Genomic DNA, 2,778 nt, shown 5'->3' with positions numbered 1-2,778 from the left:
TGATAGACCTGCGCGGCGGTCCGTGGCGCGCCCGACGAGGTATAGAAGATCGAGCGATTGGCGGCGGCCGCCTGTGGGAAGAGCATGTCGGCTCGCGCATTCGGCGTATCTTCCGCGGCGGAGATCAGTTTCGTCGCGCCGCCCGCGCCGAGAAAATGCGCGACATAGAGTTCGCCCGAGCTGACCGAGCGGCCGAGGCTCGATTCGAGCCGGTCCTTGCTGTCAGCCGTATAAGCCCCGGCCATCAGGGCCGAGACCTGAGGATCGTTGCGGAGGGCAAGAATTTCCCTGCGGGCGGCAGGATCGGCCACGACATACTTGCCGTTCGAGTCCTGCGTAATGGCGTCGGCATACTGGCCGAGTCCCAGATCTGCCCCATCCTTCTTCATCGTTCCGAGCCAGGTTTGCTGGGTAAACTGAAAAAGCCCACAAGCACTGGAAGTATTTGATTTCGCGTCACAATTCAGGCTGGACTCCCGCATGGCCGTATTCAGAAGATAGCTGAAGTCGGCGCCCGTCTGCGCGCTCGCATTCTGCAGCGCGGCAGTTATCTGGGGGTGGGCCGATACGGCTTGAACTAGGCTCATGGGTCGAAAACCTCTGGTGGTCGAAACCAGGGTCGCAAGCTCCGTGCCAGCGGGTAAAGTCGGAAGGAAGCCGGCCGCCAGAGCCGGTAGATGAGAGCACCATCGGGAGGGAGCGGCTCATGTCCGAAATCGACGTTGCGTCCGAGGTCGAGGACGTTCTGCACCATAAGCGGGACGAGACCGACGCCCGCCCCTATCCAAATCCAATTTACGCCTGGTACGTGGTCGGCGTCTTCGTCCTCGCCTATACCTTCTCTTTCATCGACCGCCAGATCCTCACCCTGCTGGTGGGCCCGATGAAGCGCGACCTCGTCATCACCGACACGGAAATGAGCCTGCTGCAGGGCCTCGCCTTCGCAGCCTTCTATACGATCATGGGCCTGCCGATCGGACGTCTCGTCGATCGCCGCAACCGCGTTGGCATCATCTCGGTCGGTGTCTTCGTCTGGAGCCTGACCACGGCGCTTTGCGGCACCGCAAAGGTTTACTGGCAACTCTTCATCTACCGGATCGGTGTCGGCGTCGGCGAAGCCGCCCTTTCGCCCGCCGCCTATTCCATCATCTCCGATTATTTTCCGCCGAAGCGGCTCGGGCTCGCTATCGGCGTCTACGGCATGGGCGTCTATATCGGCGCGGGCCTCGCGCTCGTCATCGGCGCGGAAGTCATCGGTCTCGTGTCGAAAGGCGGCGACCTGATCCTGCCGCTTCTCGGCCATGTCTATACCTGGCAGATCGTCTTCTTCGTCGTCGGTCTGCCCGGCCTTCTCGTCGCGTTCTGGGTCCGCACGATCCGCGAGCCGGAACGCCGCGGTCACATGCGCCGAGAGATCGGTCCGGACGGCGAGGAACGGGACGCGGAAGTGCCTTTCGGCGAGGTGCTCGCCTATCTCAAGGCGAATGCCGCCGCCTTTCTCACCATGAATTTCTGCTTCGCCTTTCTCGCGATGATGGCCTATGGCACCGCCGCCTGGATTCCGACCTTTTTCGTCCGCACCCATGGCTGGAGCATCGTCGAGGCCGGCCGCTGGTACGGCTGGGTCATCGTCATCTTCGGCACGGGGGGCGTCGTGGCGGGAGGCGCCATAGGCGATCTCGTCCGCTCCTGGGGCTATCGCAACGGACGCATCATCGTCATGGCCTGCACGGGCCTCGCGACGCTTCCCTTCGCCATTGCCTTCCCGCTGGTCGACGACGCCAATCTGGCGCTCGCCCTGCTCGCGCCGGCAAGCTTCTTCGCCACCTTCACGACGGGCGTCGGCCCTTCCGCGCTTCAGGAAATGATGCCGAACCAAATGCGCGGCTTTGCCTCGGCGCTATCGGGATTGATCGTCAATTTCATCGGCCTCGGCCTCGGGCCGACCTCGATCGCGCTGGTGACGGATTTCATTTTCAAGGACGAGCAGATGCTGCGCTATTCGCTGGCCTACGTCTCGCCCGTCATTCTGCTCATCGGAACATGCATCGGTTTCCTCGCCCTCAGGCCCTATCTCAGAAGCCTCGACTATCTGGAGCGGTGGAGCCATCAGCATGAAAATCGTTTGTAGAAAAAGATGTTGAGCTGAGTCGCTGCCGAACCGGATACCGATATCGGCGGTGGTTATACCGATTCGCTGAAGCGGAATCTCAGACGGCTTTGCCGAAGACGCGGAAGCGCCAGGAGTGCGAATTGTCCTGAACGAGCTTCATCGGCGTGTCGCGCGTTCTGAGCCGGCCGCGCGCGCGGGCCTGGTCGAGCTTGAAGGAGAGAAGCTCGCGGTCGAAAGGTTTGATCAGGTAGTCGTCTGCGCCGGCGTCCATCGCGGCGCGGACACTCGCGGGACCGCCATCGGCGACAAAGAGGATGCACGTCTCCGCCCCCTCGGGAAGCGCACGGATTTTCTCGATCAGAGAAAGCGTCTCGGCACCGCCAATACGGGCATCGACAATGACGAGATCGGGCGAAAGCCCCCGGACCGTCGCCAGCGCCTCCCCGGCATCGCGCGCGCCCGCGACCTCGAAGCCAAGGCTTTCAAGGAGAAACTGCGCGGCCTTGCGGACCGGCGCGGACTGATCGGCGATGAGGGACGTTGCCACGGCTCTCACTCCATCGGGCGGCGGGAATCGCCGCTAACGGAACCGAGACTAGGGCCCGAATCTTAAACCAATGGTTAACCACGAAGGTCTTTTCTTAAGCTTTCGATAAGCTCTCCGG

2 protein-coding genes and 1 pseudogene are annotated in these 2,778 nt (G+C 62.3%); 1 reads left to right on the top strand and 2 read right to left on the bottom strand.

Going from position 1 to position 2,778, the window contains the following annotated elements; genetic code table 11:
* Window positions 1-389: pseudogene (locus tag VMR03_RS06450) on the bottom strand (lytic transglycosylase domain-containing protein); the annotation flags it as partial.
* Window positions 390-706: 317 nt separating this feature from the next.
* Here VMR03_RS06450 and VMR03_RS06445 point away from each other — a divergent pair.
* The gene (locus VMR03_RS06445; RefSeq protein ID WP_325403412.1) at window positions 707-2,131 is read left to right on the top strand and encodes an MFS transporter; all 1,425 of its coding nucleotides are present in this window, start codon (window positions 707-709) and stop codon (window positions 2,129-2,131) included.
* Window positions 2,132-2,210: 79 nt separating this feature from the next.
* On the opposite strand, the gene VMR03_RS06440 is transcribed toward VMR03_RS06445, so the two are convergent.
* Window positions 2,211-2,660, bottom strand: coding sequence for a response regulator (locus tag VMR03_RS06440; RefSeq protein WP_325403410.1), 450 nt, complete (start codon window positions 2,658-2,660; stop codon window positions 2,211-2,213).
* Between the last annotated feature and the right edge of the window lie 118 nt (window positions 2,661-2,778).

Source organism: Parvibaculum sp. (assembly GCF_035511255.1).
GTDB lineage: Bacteria > Pseudomonadota > Alphaproteobacteria > Parvibaculales > Parvibaculaceae > Parvibaculum.
The sequence above is the reverse complement of the archived record's forward strand: the minus strand, read 5'-3'. Positions and strand labels throughout refer to the sequence as shown.

What these genes read in the sequence shown, in the direction of transcription:
- VMR03_RS06445 (WP_325403412.1), top strand. Translation starts at nt 707, where the DNA reads ATGTCCGAAATCGACGTTGCGTCCGAGGTCGAGGACGTTCTGCACCAT.